Consider the following 21,734-nt stretch of genomic DNA (forward strand, 5'->3'; position numbering starts at 1 on the left):
ATTTAATACATTTCTGGCAGCACTTATAGCATTATTATAAAACTCTACTGCAAGTTTTTGCTCTACTGTATCACACTCAACTGCCCATTTCATATTACTAATCCATGTAGAATTACTATTAATGTTTCCATCTTCATCTTTATACTCATAAGGACTATCTATATAATTGCCGCAATATACAACTTAAACTTCTGACGTTTCTGTATTTACAAAACATACTGATGATGTAGTATTATCACTACCACTAGGATATACCATTTGCAATTTCATTAACTCACTATCATTTTCTATAAATGATATAATTTTATCCATTCCAAGTTCTTTATCTGTATATCCAGCTACTCCATCAAAGCAAGTTGTATATTTCTTCTCCTCTATTATCTTTACAATATCTTTAACATTTTTTTACCATCAACATTATAGTATGCTAACGCCGATAAATATAATAACTGTTCATTACTTAGACTCATTTGTTTCCTCCTCTATAAAAAAAGAAATATTATCTATTCCTACTAAAACACCCAGCTTATCATAGCCAAATTCTTCATATATTTTTTTTCTTAATGAATATGTATTTTCATCATAAGAATCAATATTTACATAAATTATATCCTCAGATATATATTTTTTTAATTCACCAGTTATCTCATCTTCTAAATTTGTACTAAATTCACATTGTGGAATTTCAATATTATAAGATATTTTTACATCATTACTCTTTAATAAACCTACTAATGTATTATTCTCTTCATTTAAATAAAAATCGCTCGAAAACCCGATTGCATTTTCATAGCCAGTTAATTCTCTTACATAAACTCCACTGATGAATTGTTTAATTCCAATTTTTTAATCACCTCATCTAAATCATATTTTATATTATCTTCTACTAAAGTACACATATAATCATCTACGCCAACTTTATATGAATCATAATATCCATCTTTATCTGTATCTTCATCTCCATCAGGATATACCATCACGCAATATTCTTTTTCTTCATCTGTAATCACTCTAACTGTAACATATCCTTTTCTACCAATAACTTTCTTATTCTGTACGCTACTAACAAGTTCAAAATCTTTCTGATATTTATTTTTCATATATTCCAATGCCACTTCTGCACACTTATCCTCATCCATAATCGGCTTACTTTCACAACCTGTAGAATTTATAATTATCGTTGCAAATACGACTATTGCCATCATACATTTTTTTATCTTTTTCATTCATTTCCTCCTATAATATTTATTTTCCTTTTCTTTTGTATTAATATCTTCTGCCCTCATTTACACCTTTTATGCTTTTTATTTTAAAATAAAAAAGCATAACGAATACGTTATGCAACCGAACTATCTTAGGTATTATTATTCTAACAACTTTCTTTCCTCAATAACTACCCGTAGACTCCTGGCTTTGCGTCCATACATTTCTGTATGTTTGCCCTCTATCTCTTTTTACTTTTACAGTATAATTTATTAACTTACTTTTTTCAACATTTTTTCATTTCCAATACTTCTTTTCATACACAATCGTCACATACTGTGCCTGATTTTCACCTGTTGAATGTCCACATACAGTTATATCTATGTCTCCATCAATATTATTCAATTCTTTTCTTGCCGCATTAATAGCATCTTCATAAAATTTTAATTCTCTTTTTTGCAACTCCGTATCTGATACACATAAACCTTTAACATTTTCTGTCCATTCACTTATATTTATCTGTTTCCCATCATCATCTCTTACTATATAGGGACTATCAATATAATTTCCACAAAAAACTACGTATACTTCTGATGTGTCCTTATTAATAAAGCAAACTGATGATGTAGTAGTATCTTTTTTGTCAGGATATATCAGTTGTAAATTCATTAACTCACTATCATTTTCTATAAATGATATAATTTTATCCATTCTATCCCATCAAAACATGTTGTTTTTTCAACTTTCTTTATATCATTTATAATACTTTTAACGTTTTTATTACTCACATCTAAAGTATCAATATTGTAATATGTTAATGCTAATAAATATAATAACTGTTCATTACTTAGACTCATTTGTTTCCTCCTCCTTTATTAAAATATACATATCTTCTAATGTTATCAAGTCATTAAGCTGTTCATATCCTTTTTCCTTATACACATTTTCTCTTTCTGTATACGTATCCTCAGAATATGCCTTTATATAAACTGATATAATATCGCCTGATATTTTACTATATAATAATTCCGTAATACTATTCTTATATGAACTATTAAATTCACTTTCTGGTACTTCTATAATATAACTTATATCTATACATCTATTATCTAATAGTCCCTGTAGCGTATTATTTTCTTCATTAATATAGAAATCACTTGAAAAGCCATGAAATCCTTTTACTTCACCTATTTCATCAACATATATCTCACTAATAAATCTATTAATTCCCATTTCTTTTATTATGTTATCTAATTCTAATTTCACATTCTGTTTTACCAATTCACACATATAATCATCTGATACTACTTTATATGAAACATAAGCCTTATCATTTTTTTTATCCGGATATACTATCACACAATATTCTTTTTCTTTTCCTTTAATTCTTACATCTACTTCTACATATCCTGCACTTCCAAAAACTCTTCTGACTTCATGCTTATATACAACTTCAAAATCTTCATTATATTTAGTTTTCATATATTCCAGTGCCACTTCTGCACACTTGTCTACATCTATATATACTTTTTTCTTACAACTTGTAGAACTTATAATTACTGTTACAAATACTATCAATAGTAACATACTTTTTTTTATCTTTTTCATTCATTTCCTCCTATAATATTTATTTTCCTTTTCTTTTGTATTAATATCTTCTGCCCTCTTTTACTTCTTTTATGCTTTTTATTTTAAAATAAAAAAAGCATAACGAATACGTTATGCAACCTGACTATCTTAGGTATTATTATTCTAACAACTTTCTTTCCTCAATAACTACCCGTAGACTCCTGGCTTTGCGTCCATACATTTCTGTATGTTTGCCCTTTATCTCTCTTTTACTTTTACAGTATAATTTATTAACTTACTTTTTTCAACATTTTTTTCATTTCCAATACTTCTTTTCATACGCAATTGTCACATACTGTGCCTGATTTCCACCTGTCGAGTGTCCACATACAGTTATATCTATATCTCCATCCACATTATTTAATACATTTCTGGCAGCACTTATAGCATTATTATAAAACTCTACTGCAAGTTTTTGCTCTACTGTATCACACTCAACTGCCCCTTTCATATTACTAATCCATGTAGAATTACTATTAATGTTTCCATCTTCATCTTTATATTCATAATTTCCTGCTATATAATTTCCACAATATACAACATAAACTTCTGATGTTTCTGTATTTACAAAACATACTGATGATGTAGTATTATCACTACCACTAGGATATACCATTTGCAATTTCATTAATTCACTGTCATTTTCTATAAATGATATAATTTTATTCATTCCAAGCTCTTTATCTGTATATCCAGCTACTCCATCAAAGCAAGTTGTATATTTCTTCTCCTCTATTATCTTTACAATATCTTTAACATTTTTTTTACCATCAACATTATAGTATGCTAATGCCGATAAATATAATAACTGTTCATTACTTAGACTCATTTGTTTCCTCCTCTATAAAAAAATCTATTTCATCTGTTCCTTTTAGCATATTAAGTTTTTCGTATCCATTTTCCTTATATATTTTTTCTCTTTCTAAATATATTTTCTCTGGATATGATTCAATGTAGACAGAAATAACATCTTCTGATATTTTAGGTTTTAATATTTCAGTAATACTCTCTTCATAACCTATATTAAATTCACTTTCAGGTACCTCAATTTTATATATTATATATACTTGCTTATTATTCAATAAAGCGTCCAAATTATCATTTCCATTTTCTATATAAAAATCGCTTGCGAACCCACAGAAACCATCTATTCTACATATCTCATCCACATACACATTGCTAATAAATTGTTTTAAACCTGCCTTGTTAATTATATAATCTAACTCAACTTTCACATTTTCTTCCACTAATTTACACATATAATCGTCTGATATTACTTTATATGAATCATAATATCCATCTTTATCTGTATCTTCTTCACCATCTGGATACACTATAACACGATATTTTTTTTCTTCATCTGTAAGCACTCTAACTGTAGCGTAGCCTTTTCTACCAATAACTTTCTTATTCTGTACGCTACTAACAAGTTCAAAATCTTTCTGATATTTATTTTTCATATATTCCAATGCCAATTCTGCACACTTATCCTCATCCATAATCGGCTTACTTTCACAACCTGTAGAATTTATAATTACCGTTGCAAATACAACTATTGCTATCATACATTTTTTTATCTTTTTCATTCATTTCCTCCTATAATATTTATTTTCCTTTTCTTTTGTATTAATATCTTCTGCCCTCCTTTACTTCTTTTATGCTTTTTATTTTAAAATTAAAAAAAGCATAACGAATACGTTATGCAACCGAACTATCTTAGGTATTTATTATACTAACAACTTACTTTCCTCAATAACTACCCGTAGACTCCTGGCTTTGCGTCCATACATTTCTGTATGTTTGCCCTCTATCTCTTTTTACATTTACAGTATAATTTATTAACTTACTTTTTTCAACATTTTTCTATTCTTCACAGTTTCTAATATATTGGTTATCACAAATTATATTAATAAACTTATATTTGCAGCTTAACAAACATCTTTTAAATTATAAATGGGTAGTTATCAGAACCACCCATTTAATATCATTTCAATTATTAATTCAAATCATTTGCAACTTTAGAGTTAGATAACTCATTCTTGATATATGATGTGGAATTATTCACATCATATATCAAGAATTATGTCAAATATCTAAGTTGATAATTAGTATTAATCATTAACTGTCACCCTTAGCCCCTTAGTTTTGCAAACACTTCATCATGTGTATATCTTTTACTTCCTTGTTCCTTTTGCCCCACGTTTTAGAGTCTTTAACTTTCTTAAAGCCACTTCTTTATCATTATAATTCACAATCATATTGTCGCCTGCATCTAGCACATATACATTTGACACGCTGTCACCTGCATTAAGTTTTATTCCCTTGACACCGATAGCACCTTTCTTCTTCTCAGGTATCTCCTTTAATGAGAATCTCAGGAACATTCCTTTTTCAGTCTGAAGCACTACCATTTCGTTAGTCAGTATTTCTTCCGAAGGCTCATTGCCTGTGCTACCATTTTCACCTGTATTGCTATCAGGATTAGAATTGCCATTTACATCCGTTTCTGATAAATTTTCTTTTGATGAAGCTGTATCTGATGAGTTCTGATTATCAAGATTATCCATGAAACTCATTTGTGTGAAATTGTCTCCATAACCTCCTGTGAAGTCGTCTCCGAATCCACCACTGAAGTCATCTCCAAAACCATTATTAAAGTCATCATTGAAGCCGCCGCCTAAATCATTATCTAATCCGTTAAATTCTCCCATATCATCTGAACCACCGGATAACGCAACAGGATTATATGCATTTTCATAACCTGCCTGTGAGATTCCATCTTTAATGACTGCTGCCGTAACTGCGTCAGTTATAGCGACATTTACAAGTAAGTCTCCTGCACCTAACTTAGTTGCCATTACTGTTTTCTTAGTAACATTGAATTCGCTGCTGTCAACGAGTTTCATCATACCTGTCTTAGTAGTAAATAACAACTTTCGTTCCGCCATTTTCGAAGTATCCGTAATAAATATAATATTCTCATCTTTGCTGTCATAATTACCCAGATTATCAATCGGTGTTCCCTTATCTCTGAATCTGACAAATGGTATATCTATTACTTTTACCTGATGAAGATTACCGTTATCTGTGAAAATACAGATTTTATCCGTATTCATACATCTGAATACATATTTATTCTCTTTGTCGGCGGCTTCCTTATTTCTGTCATATGCTGTTGTGTCAATCGTTTTAGCATATCCGAATCTGTCCATAAGGAATACGACTTCCTGCTCTACAAGCTTAACTTCTTCGACTACAGCTTCCTTACCGTCCTCTACTACAGTCTTTCTTGGTACTGCATATTCTTTCTTGATTTCTAGAAGTTCTTTTCTGATTACCTTACTCATTGCCTTACGGTTATTAAGTATCTCTTCGTAATCAGCTATTCTGTTTACTATATTTTCATAGTCTTTCTGTAATGCTAAGATTTCTAAACCAATCAGCTTATAGAGACGTAAATCAAGTATTGCCTGTGCCTGTTTCTCTGTGAAATTAAGATTACCTGCATAGACTGCTGACTCTTTATTCTTGAATTTAATCTTGCTTGTATCACCATTAACCAGACAATTCTTAGCATCTTTAATGCTGTTACTTCCTCTTAGAATCTCAATTATAAGATCAATGATGTCGCAGGCTCTTATGAGTCCCTCTTTAATCTCTTTCTGCTCTAGTTCTTTAGCTAAAAGTGTAGTATATTTTCTGGTCTGAATCTCATATTGGAATTTAACGCTGTTCTCTATAATTCCTTTAAGTCCTAACACTTCTGGTCTGCCATCTACGATAGCTAACATATTTACACCGAAAGTATCTTCTAATCTTGTCTTTTTATATAAGAGATTTGTTAATTTCTCTACATCTGCATTCTTCTTTAATTCGAGGACAATTCTTATACCCTCTTTAGTTGATTCATTAGATATATCTACTATATCCTGTGTCTTTTTCGTTTCAATAAGGTCGCATACATCAGAAATAAATTTACCAATATTTGCACCAATCATCGTGTATGGAATCTCACTTATGACTAATTTATCCCTGTCTGATTTCTTCTCAGCCTTTTCGAATTCCACTTTACCACGAAGTTTAATCTTACCTGTTCCTGTTTCATATATTTCAGGAAGCTCGCTCTTATTAACAACCAATCCGCCTGTTGGAAAATCAGGTCCCTGAACGTACTGCATTAATTCTTCTGTAGTAATATTATTGTTATCTAAATATGCCACAACAGCATCTACTACTTCTGCCAAATTATGTGTAGGAATACTTGTTGTCATACCTACTGCAATACCCTCTGCACCGTTTATAAGTACATTAGGAACCCTGACTGGAAGTACCTCAGGCTCTTTCTCTGTCTCATCGAAGTTTGGTACAAAATCAACTACATCTTTATCTAAATCCTTAAGATATACATCTTGTGTAAACTTCTTAAGCTTAGCTTCCGTATAACGCATTGCAGCGGCACCATCGCCCTCTATTGAGCCGAAGTTACCATGTCCGTCTACAAGTGCCATTCCTTTTTTGAAGTCCTGCTCTAATACAACTAATGCTTCATATATCGAACTGTCACCATGTGGATGGTATTTACCCATGGTATCACCGACAATACGTGCTGATTTTCTATGTGGTTTGTCATAATTAAGACCTAACTGGTCCATTGCATATAATACACGCCTCTGAACCGGCTTAAGACCGTCACGAATGTCTGGTAATGCTCTCTGACATATAACGCTCATAGCATAATCTATATATGATTTCTGCATAAGGTCTGAATATTCTGTTTTCAAAATCTGTTCTGCCATCTGTCAATTTACCTCCATTCTTCTATACGTCTATTTCTGCATCATGAGCATGGTCGTGAATGAATTTTCTTCTTGGTGGTACATCATTTCCCATAAGCATACTCGTAACCTCTGATGCCATAAAGCCATCTTCTATCTCTACCTGTTTAAGAATTCTTGTCTCAGGATTAAGAGTAGTCTCCCATAACTGGTCAGCATCCATTTCACCAAGACCTTTATATCTCTGTAATGTGAATCCTGTATGTGTCTTTCTGTATTTCTCAAGTGCTTTATCATCATACAGATATTCGCCCTCGCCCTTTTTAGGAACTACTTTATATAATGGTGGCATGGCAATGTATACATGTCCATGTGTTATTAATTCCGGCATAAATCTATAGAAAAATGTAAGCAATAATGTATCAATATGAGCGCCATCGACATCGGCATCGGTCATAATGATTATCTTATTATATCTTAATTTACTTATATCGAAATCATTTCCATAGCCTTCGGAGAAACCACAGCCAAATGCATTAATCATGGTTTTAATCTCAGCATTTGCAAGTACCTTATCCATACTGGCTTTCTCAACATTTAATATCTTACCACGTATAGGCATAATCGCCTGTGTCTTACGGTTTCTTGCCATTTTCGCTGAACCTCCGGCAGAATCACCCTCTACTATGAATACCTCACATTCTTCAGGCTTTCTGCTCTCGCAGGTAGCTAATTTACCATTACTGTCTATCGAGAACTTCTGTTTAACTAACAGGTTAGTTTTAGCCTTTTCTTCAGCTTTTCTGATTTTTGCTGATTTCTCGGCACATGCTATTACCTGCTTAAGTGTCTCTAAGTTCTTATCGAAATATAATACTAATTCTTCTCCTGTAAGTTCGCCCGCTACTTTTCCTGCATCAGGATTATCTAACTTCGTCTTAGTCTGTCCCTCGAATCTTGGGTCCGGGTGCTTAATTGCTATTACTGCGGTCATTCCATTTCTTACGTCTGAACCTGTGAAATTATTATCCTTGTCCTTAAGTATTCCTAGCTCTCTTGCATACTGGTTTATTACAGTTGTGAATTTCGTCTTGAAACCTGTAAGATGTGTACCACCCTCCTGTGTATAGATATTATTACAGAAACCTAAGATATTTTCCTGAAATTCGTCTACGAACTGGAACGCAGTCTCTATCTCTATTCCGTCTCTTTCTCTCTTGAAATATATAACATCTGTAAGTGCATCTTTGCCATTATTTAGGTCCTTAACATATTCCTTAATTCCATCAGGCTCATGAAACTCTACTGTCTCTTCCTCTGAAAATCTCTTATTTATAAATACAATCTTAAGATTAGGATTGAGATAGGCTGTTTCATGCAGTCGGCTCTTTATGGCATCTGCCTTGAAATATGTCTTTTCAAATATCTCTGCATCAGGTTTGAACTGTACCGTTGTTCCTGTATCATTCTTTCTGCAGGTTCCGACTTCTTTAAGAGGATACATTACTTTACCTCTCTCATATCTCTGGTTATATACCTTTCCATCAACTCTTATGTTAACCTCTAACCATTCTGATAATGCATTTACAACAGAAGCACCTACACCATGAAGTCCTCCCGATATCTTATATCCTCCATCACCGAATTTACCTCCGGCATGAAGTATTGTAAATACTACTTCAACCGCAGGAATTCCCGCTTTCTCATTAATACCGACAGGAATACCTCGTCCATTATCCTTAATTATGGCTGTTCCGTCTTTCTCAAGTGTAACTGTTATCTCGTTACAATATCCTGCTAAATGCTCATCTACTGAGTTATCTACTATCTCGTATATTAAATGATTTAATCCCTTTGTTGAAACACTTCCGATATACATTCCCGGTCTTTTTCTTACAGCTTCAAGACCCTCTAATATGGAAATGCTGTTCGCATCATATTTTTTCGTTACCTCTGCTGACATATTCTTTTCACACTTCTCCATTTCCGCAGGCATATTATGCCGGAGGAACCGCGGGCAAAATATCAGATTTTGCCCGGCGATAAACGCTAAATGTGCCGCCTGCGACACATTTAGCTGGGTGGAAGAATTGGCGCATCGGCACAATTCTTCCGCCCTTCTCCGTTTTTTGATAAATTTATTTAAATGTTTCTCTTAGTAATTCCCTATGTCCATCTAAATGTGCATAGTCATTAATACGTTCCACGCTATAATTCTTAAGTTCGGTATTATAATTAATCTGTGTTATCGAGCAGTTCTCCATAGTCTTAGCTATCGTGAAACGCTTTCCAAATGGCATGCCTAATAACCCTGCAAGATAACATCTGATAGCACCACCATGGGTTACTACTGCCACATTACCATAATTACCAGAAATTGCTTCATTTATTATCTCTTCAATCTCTTTATTCATTCTCTCATATACTTCTTCGCCGTTTTCACCGCCAGGTATCCTTAAATCTGAAACAGCATATTCACGTCGATTAAAATAATCCTTATACTTAACCTTAATAACTTCATCTGGCAATGCTGTAAGCTCTCCAAAATCAGTTTCTCTAAGTCCAATTCTTTCATATTTGCCATTATCATCTGACGGAAGTCCTAATTTCTCTCTGATTATAGCTGCCGTCATCTTAGCTCTTATAAGATTACTTGAATATACTTTATCAATATTGTATGCCTTTAATCTTTCTCCGACTAATTCACTTTGAACTATTCCTTCATCTGCAAGTGGAACATTCACGTTACAAAGCGGACTATTCTGTCTGGCATGTCTTATTAAATATATATGTATGATTTTACTCAAACTGACAAACCTCCATTCTTAGTTATGTTTATCAGAAATATATTGTATCATTCCAGGTCCTAAACTATCCGTCGGACGGGCGATAAAATTGAATTTCTCATAGAATTTTTCTCTGCCTTTTGCACACATAAGACATAACATTATCTCTGTATTTTCTAATTTAGTTTCTTTCACATACTGTATAAGTCGTTCAATTATCATTCTTCCAACGCCACTCTTCTGACAGTCAGGTCTTACTACTAAATCCTGTATATAATCTATTACTACACCATCACCAACTATTCTTCCCATTCCAATCGGTCTGTTGCCATCCAATGCCACAACTGTAAACAGGCTGTGTTCTAATGCCCTTTTCGCTTGTTCATAACTTAGCACTTTCCAGTTTACCGATTCTCTTAAGGCCAAATATGTATCAATATCGAGTTTATTTTCTTTTAGTTCTACCATTTTATTCGCTACCTTTCACGACAACATTTATTGTCTTAGTTGCATTACATCTGATTAAATCATTAACCGAATATGTTATTTCATAGATGCCCTCTGTCGATGTATCCACATTACTACTTAGCTTCCTAAATCCGTCTGATTACGCCGTATTTGTTGCATTTTCGCACTTTTATCATTTTATCATTTAACTAAAAATAAAGCAATACATATTGCATATGCAATATGTACCGCTTTATTTAGTGTGTTTTTGCTATGATTATTTCATATAAAATCTTATTTTTAACTATCTTGTATTAACTGTTGCTATATCAATTAATGTTAAGTTATCTTTAACGTTGCTCTCTAAACTTGTTAATAATGCATTAACTGTATCAAGTGATGTAAAGCAGTTAACACCTGTTTCAATAGATATACGTCTGATTAAGAAACCATCTCTTGTCTTATCACGACCCTGTGTTGGTGTATCTACAACGATATCGATTTTATGCTCTAATAATAAATCGATTACTGTTGGTGATTCCTGTGATAATTTATTAACTTTTATGGCATTTACACCATTCTGCTGAAGTACCTTGGCTGTACTGCGTGTTGCATATACTTCGTAACCTAATTTTTCGAATCTCTGTCCAATTGAAATAGCATCATGTTTATCTGCATCATTTACAGTAATAATAACTTTCTTATGTTTTGGAAGATTAACACCTGCGCCTAAGAATGCTTTATATAATGCCTCATCAAATGTCTTAGCTATACCAAGGCACTCACCTGTTGATTTCATCTCTGGTCCAAGGCTTATTTCAGCACCTCTGATTTTCTCGAATGAGAATACAGGCATCTTAATTGCGATATAATCTGCTTTCTTCTGTAAACCAGGTTCATATCCAAGTTCTTTAATTGTCTTACCAATTATTGCTTTCGTAGCAAGTTTAACAATCGGAATACCTGTAACCTTGCTTATATATGGAACTGTTCTACTCGAACGAGGGTTAACTTCGATTACATATACTTCATCATGATATACGATGAACTGAATGTTAATCATACCATGAACATGAAGTGCTCTTGCAAGTCTCTTTGTATATTCTTCGATTCTGTCAATAATCTCATCTGATAATGACTGTGCAGGATATACAGAAATACTATCACCTGAATGTACTCCGGCCCTTTCAATATGTTCCATTATACCAGGAATTAAAATATCCTGTCCGTCACATACTGCATCTACTTCTATCTCTTTACCCATAAGGTATTTATCTACAAGAATTGGATGATCCTGGGCGATTCTATTAATGATTGCCATAAATTCTTCGATTTCCTCATCGCATGTGGCAATCTGCATACCCTGTCCACCAAGAACGTATGATGGTCTGACAAGTACAGGATATCCTAATCTGTTAGCTACTTCTTTAGCTTCTTCTGCTGTATAAACTGTACCACCTGCTGCTCTTGGAATCTTACACTGCTGAAGAATCTGGTCAAATAACTCTCTATCTTCTGCTGCATCTACGTCCTCAGCTTTTGTACCAAGAATAGGTACGCCCATTTCCATAAGACTCTCAGTTAACTTAATAGCGGTCTGTCCACCGAACTGTACTACTGCACCATCAGGCTTCTCTAAATCAACGATATTTCTTACATCTTCCGGTGTAAGTGGCTCAAAATAAAGCTTATCTGCGATATCAAAGTCTGTACTAACTGTCTCAGGGTTATTATTTACGATAATTGTCTCGTAACCCTCTTCTTTAAATGCCCATGTACTATGAACTGAACAGAAGTCGAATTCGATACCCTGTCCGATTCTTATAGGGCCTGAACCAAGAACTAATATCTTCTTATCAGGTTTAGTCTCTATTACTTCATTCTCACTGCCAAAGCATGAATAATAATATGGTGTAGTTGCCTCAAATTCGGCTGCACAAGTATCAACCATCTTAAATGCTGCTACGATATTATATTTCATTCTTAAATCGTGTATCTCTTTTTCAGTCTTGCCTGTAAGTTTAGCTACTAATTTATCAGGGAATTCAATCCTCTTAGCTTCTCTTAATAAATCTTCTGTAAGTTCTTCTGTCTTAAGTGCCTTCTCCATCTCAACAATGATTGCGATTTTATCTATAAACCACATATCAATCTTAGTTGCATCATGGATTGTATCATAATCGAAACCTCTTCTTAATGCTTCTGCTATTACCCAGATTCTTCTGTCGTCTACAACATTTAACTGGTCTCTTAATTCATCATCACTTAAGCCTGTAAAGTCATAGTCAAGAAGGCTTTCTACGTGCTGTTCGAGTGAACGGATAGCTTTCATAAGTGCTCCCTCGAAGTTAGTACAGATACTCATTACTTCACCTGTTGCTTTCATCTGTGTTGTAAGAGTACGTTTAGCTGTAATGAATTTATCAAATGGAAGTCTTGGAATCTTAACTACACAATAGTCAAGTGTTGGCTCAAAACTTGCATATGTTTTACCTGTAATTGCATTCTTAATTTCATCAAGCGTATAACCAAGAGCAATCTTTGCAGCAACTTTCGCAATTGGATAACCTGTTGCCTTAGATGCTAATGCTGATGAACGGCTTACTCTAGGGTTTACCTCAATTACACAATATTCAAAACTTGTTGGGTGTAATGCGTACTGAACGTTACAACCACCTGTTATATTTAATTCACTTATGATGTTAAGTGCTGATGAACGAAGCATCTGGTACTCTTTATCACCTAATGTCTGTGATGGAGCTACAACGATACTGTCACCTGTATGAACTCCGACAGGGTCAATATTTTCCATATTACATACTGTAATACAGTTACCTGCACTGTCTCGCATTACTTCGTATTCGATTTCTTTCCAGCCTGCGATACATCTCTCTACAAGAACCTGTCCTACTCGGCTAAGTCGTAAACCGTTAGAAAGAATATCTACTAATTCCTGATAGTTATGAGCGATACCACCGCCGCTTCCTCCTAATGTATATGCTGGACGTAAAACTACCGGATAACCAATCTTATTCGTAAATGCCACACCATCTTCTACATTCTCTACTACTAATGATGGTGCGCAAGGCTCATTGATTTTCTCCATTGTCTCTTTGAATTCAAGACGGTCTTCTGCTTTCTTGATTGTCTCAGGAGTTGTACCAATGAGTTTACAATTATGTGTATCTAAGAACCCTGCTTCAGCAAGTTCCATTGCAAGGTTAAGTGCCGCCTGTCCACCAAGTGTAGGAAGAATACTGTCTGGTTTTTCTATCTCAATAAGTTTCTCAACAACTTTAACTGTTAATGGTTCGATATATACTTTATCTGCAATATCTTTATCTGTCATTATTGTAGCAGGGTTAGAGTTAAGAAGTACAACTTCGATACCCTCTTCTTTAAGAGAACGGCATGCCTGTGTACCTGCATAGTCAAATTCTGCCGCCTGACCTATTACTATAGGACCTGAACCAATAACTAATACTTTTTTAATATTCGGATTCTTAGGCATTCTTTTTTCCTCCCATCATCTCTATAAATTCATCAAACAATAAGTTTGAATCCTGTGGTCCGGGACAAGCTTCCGGATGGAACTGAACTGTGAAAATGTTCTTATTCTTATATCTTAAACCTTCTACAGTTTTATCGTTAACATTTATAAATCCTACTTCCGCAATTTCAGGATTAATTGTCTCGCTGTCAACAACATAACCATGATTCTGTGAAGAGATATATACCTTGCCTGATTTTAAATCTTTAACAGGATGGTTTCCTCCTCTGTGTCCATATTTCATCTTATGTGTATCTGCACCTGTTGCAAGTGCCATAAGCTGATGTCCAAGACAAATTGCAAATATAGGAATATCTGAATTATATAATTTCTTAAGTTCTTCTATAATGCTTACACATTCCTTTGGATCTCCCGGTCCGTTTGATAACATAATTCCATCAGGATTAGAAGCAATTATTTCTTCTGCTGTTGTAAATGCAGGATAAATTGTCACATCACAACCTCTTTCGTTAAGTGAACGTGCAATGTTGTTCTTTGCACCGAAGTCCATTAATGCAACTTTATATCCATCGCCTTTAAGCTCTGATTTACCAGCACATGTAACTTTTTTAACAACACCTGTTGGTGTATATTCTTTAAGTTTAGGAAGTATTTCATCGAGATTATAATTCTCGTTTGTAGTAATCATTCCGTTCATTGTACCTTTTTCTCTAAGTATCTTTGTAAGTGCTCTTGTATCAATTCCTGCAATTCCCGGAATATCATTTTCTTCAAGAAAATGCTGGATAGAATCTTCACTTCTGAAGTTACTTGGTAATCTTGATAATTCACGAACAATATATCCGTCAGGCCATGGTTTTAATGATTCCATATCTGCATGGCAGATTCCATAATTACCTATTAATGGATATGTCATAACTACTGCCTGTCCTGCGTATGATGGATCTGTAAGAACCTCTAAATAACCAGTCATAGATGTGTTAAAAACTATCTCACTGATAATTTCCTTAGTAGAACCAATAGAAATGCCGGTAAAAACTGTACCGTCTTCAAGTATTAGAAAAGCTTTCATGAATGTAACCCGTCCTTTCTTGTGTAGGTGGTGTCTGATTTTTTCTCAAATTGTAAAGATTATACAATAATATAACTATATTTTCAACTACTTTTTCTGCCAAATTTTGCAATCATTTATGGAGATTTAAGTTTTTTCTCAAGCAAAAAGAGTCAATGTATAAATTTTCATCTTTATACATTAACTCTTCAATCACATACTCTGCTTACAATCAGATGTATCATCCTTACACTTAATACCTCTGATTTATTCTAATATTTCATTTTTATTTCTAATATTTCATTATAATTAATTCTCTGCCACTCTTTTATTAGCTACATCATCAAATTCCTGTAACATTTCCTCTGATGGTGCTTTTGTTAATAAACTTACCACTATAATAAGTACAAGACTTATGGCGAAACCAAGTACAAGTGAATATAATCCTGTATATTTATATAACGTCTGTCCATTTATAAGAGGAATATAATCCCATATGATAACTGTAAGGCCACCGGAAATCATTCCCGCTATAGCGCCCTGCATATTTGTACGTTTCCAATAAAGTGAAAGTAAAATTATTGGTCCGAATGCCGAACCTAAGCCTGCCCATGCATCTGATACAAGTCCCATAATACTGCTATCAGGATTCCATGCAATAACAAATGCCAATGCTGCTACTACTATAACTGTGATTCTGCTTATAAGTAATACTTTCTTAGAATCTGCCTTTGGATTAATTACCCCCTTGTAAATATCTTCTGAAACCGAAGATGCAGTTACTAATAACTGTGAATCTGCTGTTGACATTATAGCTGCTAATATTCCGCATAAGAATAATCCTCCGATAAATGGAATCGCAACATCCGATGTAAATACCTGTTTAATCATTTCAATAAATACATTTTCTACTGAAACTGCTCCTTTTTCACCAAGTATTGCCGGAAATAAGTAAGCTCTTCCGATAACACCGATAAAGCATGCAAATGCAAGTGATAATGCTACCCATATAATTGCTATTACTTTTGATTTCTTTAATTCTTTCTCATCTTTTACTGCCATAAATCTTACTAAGATATGTGGCATACCAAAATATCCAAGTCCCCATGCAAGCTGTGAGATTATTTCCACGAAACTTAGATTCTTGTCTCCATTTTTCAATGGATTAAGGAAACTTGATACGCTTACGCCTGTTCCCTTTAGAGTATCAGCCAGAGTATCCGATAATGCTCCAGGTTTAACAATGAATAACGCAACAATTGGAACTGTTAGAAGTCCTACAAGCATTAACATACCTTGTACAAAATCTGTAGTACATACTGCTAAGAAACCACCCATAAATGTGTATACGAGAATAACTGCAACACCGATTGCCAACGCAATATGATAATCAAGTCCGAATACTGAATTGAAAAGTTTACCGCCTGCTGCCAATGCTGAAGCTGTATACACAAGAAAGAATACTACAACCACAACTGAAGAAACCACTAACATTCTCTTCTTATCATCATGGAATCTGTTCTCTAAATACGCTGGAAATGTAAGTGCATTATTTGCTCTTATCGTATATCTTCTGAGTCTTGATGATACAAATAACCAGTTAGCAACTGTACCAATGAATAATCCGACAGCTATCCATATCTGGTTCGTTCCAAATGCATATATATTACCCGGAAGTCCCATTAATAACCAGCCGCTCATATCTGATGCCTGTGCTGATAATGCTGCTACCCAGCCTCCTATCTTTCTTCCTCCTAAGAAATAATCTTCAGAGTTTTTGTTCTTCTTCATAAAAGCGGCACCTATCAACACCATACCTATAAGATAACAGGCAAATGCTATAAATACCCATACCAAATTTGATCCTTTCATTTTCTTACCTTACATCAGACTAATCTGATGTGCAAACATAATATGTGAAAGTTGTCTGCATTTTGTTCCTTTCCTATTTTTTTTTCTTTCACATTGTATATTATTAATAGAAAACATGGTCTCCTATTACTTCTCCCTGCCTTGAACCATCATTCATTCTGAAGAATAACCATGAGCCGACTATATTACCCTGTTCTAGGACTTCTCTTGCTGCTTTATAGCAGGTCTCATTCGCACCTCTTGCAAGTACAAGTGCAAATCTTCCACTTACCGTAACCGGTGTAAACTGATATGGCTGATATAATACTTCATATAATGTATCAGGGAAACTTGAACTGTTTATCCTGTTCATAACTACTGCACCCACACATAACATACCATAATATGACTGGTCTCCTGCCTCACACTCAATAAGTGCTGCAAGCATATCTAAATCATTTCCCTCTGGGGTGTAAATCGGTGTATCATTATCCGGTTTAGAAGTAGTCTCTGACTCATCAATATTTCCCTGGGCATTCTTAATTGATTCTTCTCTGCTTGCCTGTTCCCTGCTGGCCTGTTCTTTGCTGGCTCTTTCTCGACTTACCTGTTCAAGTATCTTTGACTCTTCGATTCTTCGTGACTCATCATCTATAGCCTGTCTGTTTGCTTCAACTTTCTTCTCATATTCTAATGCAGCTGCCTCAGCCTTAGCTATATCATCTGAATATGCCTGTATCGATTTATTCGTATCATTAATCTTCTGTGCGATAAGGTCCTGCTGTTCCTTAACCTGATTCTTAAGTTCTACTAAATCCTGTTGTTCTTTTGTATATGCCTGTTCCTTGTCCGCGATTAGTTTCTTCGTCTCTTTATATTTCTCCATCATTTTTCTATCGTAAGAGACTATTTCTTTAACATATTCTGCTTTATTAATGCTGTCTGCAATTGAATCCCCCGAAAATAAAATCTCAAAATATGACTGATTACCCATCTCATACATGAATCTTATTCTCAATTTCATATCATCATACTGTTTCTGTTCCATTACTTTAGCTTCATCTAATTCTGCCTTAGTATCTTCAATTTCTTTATTCTTATCTTCTATCTGTTTCTCAATATCACTAATCTTTTTATTTATTACTGATAACTCTGAATTCAAAGACGATACAAGATTCTCTAAAGAACTTTTCGATTCTTCAAGTCCTGATGCCTGCTCTGCATAAGATGATTGCTGTTCTTCATTCTGCTGCTTCTCACTCTCTAAATCATCTATATTATTGGTAGCTTTTCCCACCATCGTATAAAAGATTACAAAAGCGATAACTACTAATGAAAACAGTATGATACTTACATACTTTGTACCATTATTGCTATTTTCCATACAATCATTCTCTTTCTTATCTGCAAATGTAAAATATTTAATATATTACAACTCAAGGTATCATTTTATCAATTAAATTAATATATTGCAAGTAGATACGTTATTTTCTATTTATCACATAAATTTGTATAATTAACTGCTAACATAATACCTCTCCTTTCAAATGATGAAATATAAAAACGTACAGTTTTCTGTACTTATATTATGAAGTACGGAAAACCATACGTCAATCCTTTCTATTATTTTCCCTATATTTACTGATTTAATTCTGCAATTCTCGTTATGCCCACATATATCTGGGAGATTTTATACCATGTTCTAAAATCGATAATTCCTGTCTGTGGCAAATCAAATGTTCTCTGAAACTCCTTTACTGCTGCCTTTGTAGCCTCTCCATATATGCCATCAGCCTGTATTCTGGGAATATTTGAATATACCTGTGCTATCCGGTCTAATTCCTCCTGTATCTGCTGAACCTTACTGCCCGATGCACCTATATCTAATTCATATCCCGGATACGAAATCGGAACACCTGATATCTGTTCTGCCGTATTAATGTATATTGAGCTTCCATAGAAATTCCTGAGTATCTGAATTGCGGAATATCCGCTTTCACCAAGGCTCTTGCTTCCCCATTGTGTCATCCAGCCCGGACAACTTACTCTGTTACCATCACAATATTGTGTAAGTATAGGCTGTTTTACATTAGGTCTTGATAAATACTGGTCAAATATTTCATCAACCACCAGAGAAATTGTATCGAAAATATTTCGGTTATTTATCCATTTGTGGTCAAATGCAGTAGATGAAGTTATAGTAAAATCGTAGCCTTTGTTCCTATACCATTCCGTATATACCCTGTTAAGTGTAAATGACATTATCGCCAGTACGTTTGCTTTAATTGTCTCCTCCGGCCATGTTGCATAAATTTCGCTTGATGCAACATTTTTAATGTAATCCTTATAAAGAACATAATAATCACTTGCTGTACTGTCTGATGGTGCACCATCATGTACTATTATATATTCAGGAATTACAACCCTGCTTAGAACTATCTCACCCGGAGGATTTACAGGTTTTACTTCTGCTTCTGCAATCTTAGGTGGATATTCACCATAAAGTGTATGTGCGGGGATAACGAAATCTTCACCATTTTCTCCCTCTAATAAAGGTCTTAATTTTATATCCTGTATCGACATTCTTCCTGATAATATCTCAACACCCGAAATATTAACCGGCTCATAACCATCAGCTTCCATTAACAATGAATATTCCGCATACGGCTGAATAATGTTATCCACATATAAGCTTAATTCCACCGGTGGAGTAGCCAAATCAATTTTTTCACTCTGTCCGGATGCATCAGTTGTTATTTCTTCTATCTTATTGGTAGGCTGCCCTTCCTCATAAATAGAAATGTTAACATTTTCTATTGGAATGTTATTAATTGTAGTAACATTTACCTGTAACTGACCTCTGTCAATCATATCGTTTTGCATTGTGCGCATAATTTTGGTTCCTGTCAAACAACTTTATTCTAATATATGCAGCTTCAGGTAAATAATTTCTTATTTCTACACTCTTTCGTATTTTCTGAAATAATATTCTACATCGAAATATGTCTGCTCTTCGCTTTCCTCTGTAAGTTTCCAATCAGACATCTTATCAAGATTAGGAAAATATCTGTCTGCTTCATAAGCATAATCTATATATGTAACGTATGCAGTATCACAATATGGTAATAATTGTTCATACACACTTGCACCACCAATCACATATACATTTTCAGCATTATACTGTTTTAATGCTTCTAATGTCTCATCAATGCTATGTACTATAATTGCATCTTGTGCTGTGAAATTATTATCTCTTGTAAGTACGATATTTACTCTGTTTTTGAGTGGTCTCTCATTTGGAAAGCTCTTTAAGGTTGTCTTACCCATTACAACCACATTTCCTGTTGTGGTCTCTCTGAAAAACTTCATATCATCAGGAATACTTAATAATAATTTTCCCTTATTGCCAATTGCCCAGTTCTTGTCTACTGCTACTATTAAATTCATATTAGTCTCTATTCCTCTTTTCTACTTCATTCTATATTTTTATATTCCAATGTCAAATTTAAGCTGTGGATTCTGTTCCTTTATAATCTCTCTAGGATATCCTGTTATCTTCACATCATCAATAGTTATATCATAGAAATTCTTTTTATCAGGGTTTATCTCTATTCTTGGTGAACATTCTACCGATTCCCTGTTAAGCATCTCTTTGATTGGCTCAATATGTCTGTCATATATCTGGATATTCGCCACAAACCATGTAAATCTGCCAGCTTCATATCCGCAATGTCTGGCTACTAACATCTGGAATATAACATACTGCATCTGATTAATTATTCCTGCTGTTGCGTAATCACTTGAACGTTGGAAAAGGCACATATCTAAATAATCTTTGCCATCTTTACCATGTCTTACATTCCATACTGTCTGATATGCACAAGGTTTCAATCCATGTTTATCTTTGAAATCGTCCTCCTGCCACATATTTATAATATGTCTTCTTCCATCCGGATTATTCTGTATGTCGTTTAATAAGTTGTTCATAAGATTATGTCTTCTTACTGTCTCTCCATAACAGGCACCTATGGTTCTGTCACCAATATCCCATTCGTCCCACCACGTAACATTATATTTATCTCTTAATACATCAAGGCTGTTCGACTGGTCCTGATATATCCATAACAGTTCACCTATGGAACTTTTTATAGCAATCGGTCTCAATGTTATAAGTGGTAATTCACCTTTTGATAAATCATAACTTTGCATTACATGATTAATTGATAGAGTATGTGCAGGAGTTCCGTCCGCATATCTTGGTCTTGGATTAATGTCCATACAGCCCTCTTCTAATATTCGTCTTGCAATGTCTTTAAACATTTCATCTGCTCTATTATATCCTTTATCCATTTCTTGCTCCATTTCTGATTTCTAATATAGTACCATTTTCATTTACTGCTTTTTAGTATTCTATATTTCGTTAATTAACCATATTTAGTTAATTATTAATATTTCAAAATCATCTAAATTTCTTTAGTTAA

Annotated in this window: 19 protein-coding genes and 3 riboswitches; all 19 genes read right to left on the minus strand. The window is 34.0% G+C overall.

Annotation, left to right across the window (positions count from 1 at the left end):
* Positions 1-183: 183 nt before the first annotated feature.
* Positions 184-312 (minus strand): hypothetical protein, encoded by a 129-nt coding sequence (locus tag OCV48_RS03720; RefSeq protein ID WP_262558870.1) that lies wholly within the window; start codon positions 310-312, stop codon positions 184-186.
* Positions 313-806: 494 nt separating this feature from the next.
* On the minus strand, positions 807-1,226 hold the full coding sequence (locus OCV48_RS03725; protein ID WP_147591198.1) for a hypothetical protein: 420 nt from the start codon (positions 1,224-1,226) through the stop codon (positions 807-809).
* A gap of 110 nt (positions 1,227-1,336) precedes the next feature.
* A riboswitch (cyclic di-GMP riboswitch) is annotated at positions 1,337-1,452 on the minus strand.
* A gap of 48 nt (positions 1,453-1,500) precedes the next feature.
* The gene (locus OCV48_RS03730; protein ID WP_147591199.1) at positions 1,501-1,914 is read right to left on the minus strand and encodes a DUF2974 domain-containing protein; all 414 of its coding nucleotides are present in this window, start codon (positions 1,912-1,914) and stop codon (positions 1,501-1,503) included.
* Positions 1,890-2,060, minus strand: a complete 171-nt coding sequence (locus OCV48_RS03735; RefSeq protein WP_262558872.1) for a hypothetical protein — start codon at positions 2,058-2,060, stop codon at positions 1,890-1,892. Before OCV48_RS03735 ends, OCV48_RS03730 begins: the two co-directional genes overlap by 25 nt.
* Positions 2,047-2,811 carry a hypothetical protein gene (locus tag OCV48_RS03740; protein ID WP_147591200.1) on the minus strand — a complete coding sequence of 255 codons (765 nt, stop codon included), beginning with the start codon at positions 2,809-2,811 and terminating at the stop codon, positions 2,047-2,049. The genes OCV48_RS03735 and OCV48_RS03740 overlap by 14 nt, the downstream gene beginning before the upstream one ends.
* Positions 2,812-2,922: 111 nt before the next feature.
* Positions 2,923-3,038, minus strand: a riboswitch (cyclic di-GMP riboswitch).
* A gap of 50 nt (positions 3,039-3,088) precedes the next feature.
* Positions 3,089-3,661 carry an Mbeg1-like protein gene (locus OCV48_RS03745; protein WP_147591201.1) on the minus strand — a complete coding sequence of 191 codons (573 nt, stop codon included), beginning with the start codon at positions 3,659-3,661 and terminating at the stop codon, positions 3,089-3,091.
* On the minus strand, positions 3,648-4,418 hold the full coding sequence (locus OCV48_RS03750; protein WP_147591202.1) for a hypothetical protein: 771 nt from the start codon (positions 4,416-4,418) through the stop codon (positions 3,648-3,650). Before OCV48_RS03750 ends, OCV48_RS03745 begins: the two co-directional genes overlap by 14 nt.
* Before the next feature lie 112 nt (positions 4,419-4,530).
* Positions 4,531-4,647: riboswitch (cyclic di-GMP riboswitch) on the minus strand.
* A gap of 359 nt (positions 4,648-5,006) precedes the next feature.
* Entirely contained in the window at positions 5,007-7,628 is a 2,622-nt protein-coding gene (locus OCV48_RS03755; RefSeq protein WP_262558874.1) for a DNA gyrase/topoisomerase IV subunit A, read from the minus strand.
* Between the two features lie 22 nt (positions 7,629-7,650).
* Positions 7,651-9,570 (minus strand): DNA gyrase/topoisomerase IV subunit B, encoded by a 1,920-nt coding sequence (locus OCV48_RS03760; protein WP_147591203.1) that lies wholly within the window; start codon positions 9,568-9,570, stop codon positions 7,651-7,653.
* Between the two features lie 175 nt (positions 9,571-9,745).
* The gene (locus OCV48_RS03765) at positions 9,746-10,414 is read right to left on the minus strand and encodes a histidine phosphatase family protein (RefSeq protein WP_262558877.1); all 669 of its coding nucleotides are present in this window, start codon (positions 10,412-10,414) and stop codon (positions 9,746-9,748) included.
* A gap of 18 nt (positions 10,415-10,432) precedes the next feature.
* A complete protein-coding gene (locus OCV48_RS03770) occupies positions 10,433-10,861 on the minus strand; it encodes a GNAT family N-acetyltransferase (RefSeq protein ID WP_021983557.1) in 429 nt (142 codons plus the stop codon).
* A 1-nt stretch (position 10,862) separates the two neighbouring features.
* Positions 10,863-10,970 carry a hypothetical protein gene (locus OCV48_RS13955; RefSeq protein ID WP_317246808.1) on the minus strand — a complete coding sequence of 36 codons (108 nt, stop codon included), beginning with the start codon at positions 10,968-10,970 and terminating at the stop codon, positions 10,863-10,865.
* Between the two features lie 174 nt (positions 10,971-11,144).
* Positions 11,145-14,351 (minus strand): carbamoyl-phosphate synthase large subunit, encoded by a 3,207-nt coding sequence (gene carB, locus OCV48_RS03775; protein WP_147591204.1) that lies wholly within the window; start codon positions 14,349-14,351, stop codon positions 11,145-11,147.
* Positions 14,344-15,423 (minus strand): carbamoyl phosphate synthase small subunit, encoded by a 1,080-nt coding sequence (locus tag OCV48_RS03780; protein WP_147591205.1) that lies wholly within the window; start codon positions 15,421-15,423, stop codon positions 14,344-14,346. The genes carB and OCV48_RS03780 overlap by 8 nt, the downstream gene beginning before the upstream one ends.
* A 288-nt stretch (positions 15,424-15,711) precedes the next feature.
* The gene (putP, locus tag OCV48_RS03785) at positions 15,712-17,274 is read right to left on the minus strand and encodes a sodium/proline symporter PutP (RefSeq protein WP_147591206.1); all 1,563 of its coding nucleotides are present in this window, start codon (positions 17,272-17,274) and stop codon (positions 15,712-15,714) included.
* Positions 17,275-17,377: 103 nt separating this feature from the next.
* Positions 17,378-18,637, minus strand: a complete 1,260-nt coding sequence (locus OCV48_RS03790) for a cell wall hydrolase (RefSeq protein ID WP_147591207.1) — start codon at positions 18,635-18,637, stop codon at positions 17,378-17,380.
* Between the two features lie 254 nt (positions 18,638-18,891).
* Positions 18,892-20,145: a peptidoglycan-binding protein gene (locus tag OCV48_RS03795; protein WP_317246809.1), complete on the minus strand. Its 1,254-nt coding sequence runs from the start codon at positions 20,143-20,145 to the stop codon at positions 18,892-18,894.
* Positions 20,146-20,211: 66 nt separating this feature from the next.
* A complete protein-coding gene (locus OCV48_RS03800) occupies positions 20,212-20,700 on the minus strand; it encodes a dihydrofolate reductase (RefSeq protein WP_021983551.1) in 489 nt (162 codons plus the stop codon).
* Positions 20,701-20,739: 39 nt separating this feature from the next.
* Positions 20,740-21,603 carry a thymidylate synthase gene (locus OCV48_RS03805; protein ID WP_147591208.1) on the minus strand — a complete coding sequence of 288 codons (864 nt, stop codon included), beginning with the start codon at positions 21,601-21,603 and terminating at the stop codon, positions 20,740-20,742.
* Positions 21,604-21,734: the final 131 nt, after the last annotated feature.

Source organism: Bovifimicola ammoniilytica, from assembly GCF_025567085.1.
In the GTDB taxonomy this organism is placed as follows: Bacteria; Bacillota; Clostridia; order Lachnospirales; family Lachnospiraceae; genus Bovifimicola; species Bovifimicola ammoniilytica.

What these genes read in the sequence shown, in the direction of transcription:
- OCV48_RS03720 (WP_262558870.1), bottom strand. Translation starts at nt 312, where the DNA reads ATGGATAAAATTATATCATTTATAGAAAATGATAGTGAGTTAATGAAA.
- OCV48_RS03725 (WP_147591198.1), bottom strand. Translation starts at nt 1,226, where the DNA reads ATGAAAAAGATAAAAAAATGTATGATGGCAATAGTCGTATTTGCAACG.
- OCV48_RS03730 (WP_147591199.1), bottom strand. Translation starts at nt 1,914, where the DNA reads ATGGATAAAATTATATCATTTATAGAAAATGATAGTGAGTTAATGAAT.
- OCV48_RS03735 (WP_262558872.1), bottom strand. Translation starts at nt 2,060, where the DNA reads ATGAGTCTAAGTAATGAACAGTTATTATATTTATTAGCATTAACATAT.
- OCV48_RS03740 (WP_147591200.1), bottom strand. Translation starts at nt 2,811, where the DNA reads ATGAAAAAGATAAAAAAAAGTATGTTACTATTGATAGTATTTGTAACA.
- OCV48_RS03745 (WP_147591201.1), bottom strand. Translation starts at nt 3,661, where the DNA reads ATGAGTCTAAGTAATGAACAGTTATTATATTTATCGGCATTAGCATAC.
- OCV48_RS03750 (WP_147591202.1), bottom strand. Translation starts at nt 4,418, where the DNA reads ATGAAAAAGATAAAAAAATGTATGATAGCAATAGTTGTATTTGCAACG.
- OCV48_RS03755 (WP_262558874.1), bottom strand. Translation starts at nt 7,628, where the DNA reads ATGGCAGAACAGATTTTGAAAACAGAATATTCAGACCTTATGCAGAAA.
- OCV48_RS03760 (WP_147591203.1), bottom strand. Translation starts at nt 9,570, where the DNA reads ATGTCAGCAGAGGTAACGAAAAAATATGATGCGAACAGCATTTCCATA.
- OCV48_RS03770 (WP_021983557.1), bottom strand. Translation starts at nt 10,861, where the DNA reads ATGGTAGAACTAAAAGAAAATAAACTCGATATTGATACATATTTGGCC.
- carB (WP_147591204.1), bottom strand. Translation starts at nt 14,351, where the DNA reads ATGCCTAAGAATCCGAATATTAAAAAAGTATTAGTTATTGGTTCAGGT.
- OCV48_RS03780 (WP_147591205.1), bottom strand. Translation starts at nt 15,423, where the DNA reads ATGAAAGCTTTTCTAATACTTGAAGACGGTACAGTTTTTACCGGCATT.
- putP (WP_147591206.1), bottom strand. Translation starts at nt 17,274, where the DNA reads ATGAAAGGATCAAATTTGGTATGGGTATTTATAGCATTTGCCTGTTAT.
- OCV48_RS03790 (WP_147591207.1), bottom strand. Translation starts at nt 18,637, where the DNA reads ATGGAAAATAGCAATAATGGTACAAAGTATGTAAGTATCATACTGTTT.
- OCV48_RS03795 (WP_317246809.1), bottom strand. Translation starts at nt 20,145, where the DNA reads ATGCGCACAATGCAAAACGATATGATTGACAGAGGTCAGTTACAGGTA.
- OCV48_RS03800 (WP_021983551.1), bottom strand. Translation starts at nt 20,700, where the DNA reads ATGAATTTAATAGTAGCAGTAGACAAGAACTGGGCAATTGGCAATAAG.
- OCV48_RS03805 (WP_147591208.1), bottom strand. Translation starts at nt 21,603, where the DNA reads ATGGATAAAGGATATAATAGAGCAGATGAAATGTTTAAAGACATTGCA.